The sequence below is a fragment of the Pseudomonas sp. genome, from assembly GCF_050739995.1.
Taxonomy (GTDB): Bacteria; Pseudomonadota; Gammaproteobacteria; order Pseudomonadales; family Pseudomonadaceae; genus Aquipseudomonas.
Window position 1 is genome coordinate 1 of the sequence record NZ_JBOICG010000769.1, and the last position, 2,752, is coordinate 2,752.

A 2,752-nucleotide genomic window follows, 5' to 3' on the forward strand; every position below is an offset into this window, starting at 1 on the left:
CCCGCTCCCACAGGGGATTTGTGGTGATTTAGAGATAGCGTTTCAAATGGCAATTGAATGCCAAACAACACAAAAATAAAAAAGATCCGAGGTGTTGCATGACCGAGTTAGCCGAACCGCAGACTACTGCCGCGCCCGCCATGGTGCGGCTGCCCCTCTTGCAACTGATTCTGGTAGGCCTGCAACACGTCTTACTGATGTACGGCGGCGCCGTCGCCGTCCCCCTGATCATTGGCCAGGCCGCAGGCCTCAGCCGTGAAGAAATCGCCTTTCTGATCAACGCCGACTTGCTGGTGGCCGGTATCGCCACCATGGTGCAGTCATTCGGTATCGGCCCGGTGGGCATTCGTATGCCGGTGATGATGGGCGCCAGTTTCGCCGCTGTCGGCAGCATGGTCGCCATGGCCGGCATGCCCGGGATCGGCTTGCAAGGGATCTTCGGCGCCACCATCGCCGCTGGATTCTTCGGCATCCTGATCGCACCGTTCATGTCCAAGGTCGTGCGCTTTTTCCCACCGTTGGTGACCGGTACGGTGATTACCGCCATCGGCCTGTCGCTGTTTCCCGTGGCCGTCAACTGGGCCGGTGGCGGCAGTGCCGCCGCCACATTCGGCTCGCCGATTTACCTGGCGATTGCCGCCCTGGTACTGGCCACCATCCTGCTGATCAACCGCTTCATGCGCGGTTTTTGGGTGAACATCTCAGTGCTGATCGGCATGGCGCTCGGCTACGCCTTGTGCGGCCTGCTCGGCATGGTCGACCTCAGCGGCCTGACCCAGGCACCCTGGGTGCAGGTGGTGACCCCGCTGCACTTCGGCATGCCCAAGTTCGAGCTGGCACCGATCCTGTCTATGTGCCTGGTAGTGGTGATCATCTTCGTCGAGTCCACCGGCATGTTCCTCGCCCTGGGCAAAATCACCGGCCAGGAAGTCACGCCGAAGATGCTGCGCCGTGGCTTGCTGTGTGATGCCGGCGCGTCATTCTTCGCCGGTTTCTTCAACACCTTTACCCACTCTTCCTTCGCCCAGAACATCGGCCTGGTGCAGATGACCGGCGTGCGCTGTCGCTCGGTGACAATCATGGCCGGGGTGTTCCTGATTGTGCTGAGCCTGCTGCCCAAAGCCGCGTTCCTGGTGGCGTCGATTCCACCAGCGGTATTGGGTGGCGCAGCGATCGCCATGTTCGGCATGGTGACGGCGACCGGCATCAAGATCCTGCAGGAAGCCGACATCGCTGACCGTCGCAACCAACTGCTGGTAGCGGTGAGTATCGGCATGGGCTTGATCCCCGTGGTGCGCCCGGAGTTCTTCGCACAGCTGCCGCTGTGGATGAGCCCGATTACCCACAGTGGGATTGCCATGGCCACCCTCAGCGCGCTGTCGCTGAACATACTGTTCAACATCTTGGGCGGCGCTGAACGACCCGCCGTCGCCCATACCCACTGATTCCTTCGTTAACAATAAAAACAATAACGAACAAGGAACATCCCCATGCATGCCATTCACCTGGGGCCGGCCACAAGCCGCGCCCCATTCTCGCCCCACGCGCTCTGTTACAGCGCACTTGAGCCAAGGCCTGAGAGCCAGTATTCTCCGCGCCCGCTCGAATCGACTCAAAAAAAAACAGCGAATGTAAAAGCTGACTGCAGGGCCAACTTATCCGGGCCTGATGTCTGCGGCCAACGTGCACAAAAAACCACTGGATTCGACTGCATCAAGTGCAGCCGAAGGCGTTTTATTGGCTTTTTAAACACCTTGGCGCAGCTCTTGCTAAAAGCATTAAAGCTGACCAAACAGACGATTTTTGCAGCGAACCAAAAGGCGCCACACCAGAGCGCCTGCGTAGAAGAACAACCATAAAACTTTGACTCGGGAGCACCGAATGAAACCTATGTTAAAAGGCCTGATGTTGGCAGGTTCCCTGCTGGCCGGCGGCCAAGCCGTAGCAGGCGATTTGTTGCAGTGGCAGAACAACAGCCTGACGTACCTGTGGGGCAAGAACTTCACCATCAACCCGCAGATCCAGCAAACCGTCACGTTCGAACATGCCGACGCCTGGAAGTACGGCGACAACTTCTTGTTCGTCGACCGCATCTTTTATAACGGCAAGGAAGACGGCAACGTCGGCCCGGATACCTATTACGGCGAGTTCAGCCCACGGTTATCGTTCGGCAAGATCTTCGACAAAGACCTGTCTTTCGGTCCGATCAAAGATGTATTGCTGGCCTTCACTTACGAGTTCGGCGAAGGCAATAACAACGCCTACCTGATCGGCCCGGGCTTTGACTTGAATGTGCCGGGCTTCGACTACTTCCAGTTGAACTTCTACCAGCGCCACCCGGCGGGCGACCGTCCAGGCAACAACATCTGGCAAATCACGCCGGTGTGGTCCTACACCATTCCCGTGGGCAGCTCCAATGTGCTGATCGACGGTTTCATGGATTGGGTAGTCGACAACGACAAGAACGCGCGCGGCACCTACCACGCCAACCTGCACTTCAATCCACAGATCAAATATGACCTGGGCAAGGCACTGCACTGGGGCGAGAAGCAGTTGTATGTCGGCATTGAATACGACTACTGGAAGAACAAGTACGGGGTTGAAGACAGCGGCGCGTTCAGGACCAACCAGGACACGGCAAGCTTGCTGGTCAAGTACCACTTCTAACTGAACGCCACATGATCAATGTGGAAGTGGACTAATGTGGGAGCGGGCTTGCTCGCGAATTCGGTGTGTCATTCAACATTTCAGG

At 57.6% G+C, this 2,752-nt stretch carries 3 protein-coding genes; all 3 read left to right on the forward strand.

What is annotated here, in order from left to right; translation table 11 throughout:
- Positions 1–98: 98 nt before the first annotated feature.
- From ACRESD_RS26125 to ACRESD_RS26135, 3 genes are read left to right on the forward strand one after another with little or no spacing between them, the layout of a single operon-like run.
- Positions 99–1,445, forward strand: coding sequence for a nucleobase:cation symporter-2 family protein (locus ACRESD_RS26125; RefSeq protein ID WP_431753549.1), 1,347 nt, complete (start codon positions 99–101; stop codon positions 1,443–1,445).
- Between the two features lie 45 nt (positions 1,446–1,490).
- Entirely contained in the window at positions 1,491–1,859 is a 369-nt protein-coding gene (locus ACRESD_RS26130) for a hypothetical protein (RefSeq protein WP_431753550.1), read from the forward strand.
- A gap of 22 nt (positions 1,860–1,881) precedes the next feature.
- Positions 1,882–2,667: an outer membrane protein OmpK gene (locus tag ACRESD_RS26135; protein WP_431753551.1), complete on the forward strand. Its 786-nt coding sequence runs from the start codon at positions 1,882–1,884 to the stop codon at positions 2,665–2,667.
- Positions 2,668–2,752: the final 85 nt, after the last annotated feature.

Bases quoted from the DNA above. Each gene is read 5' to 3' on its own strand.
- ACRESD_RS26125 (WP_431753549.1), top strand. From the start codon at position 99: ATGACCGAGTTAGCCGAACCGCAGACTACTGCCGCGCCCGCCATGGTG.
- ACRESD_RS26130 (WP_431753550.1), top strand. From the start codon at position 1,491: ATGCATGCCATTCACCTGGGGCCGGCCACAAGCCGCGCCCCATTCTCG.
- ACRESD_RS26135 (WP_431753551.1), top strand. From the start codon at position 1,882: ATGAAACCTATGTTAAAAGGCCTGATGTTGGCAGGTTCCCTGCTGGCC.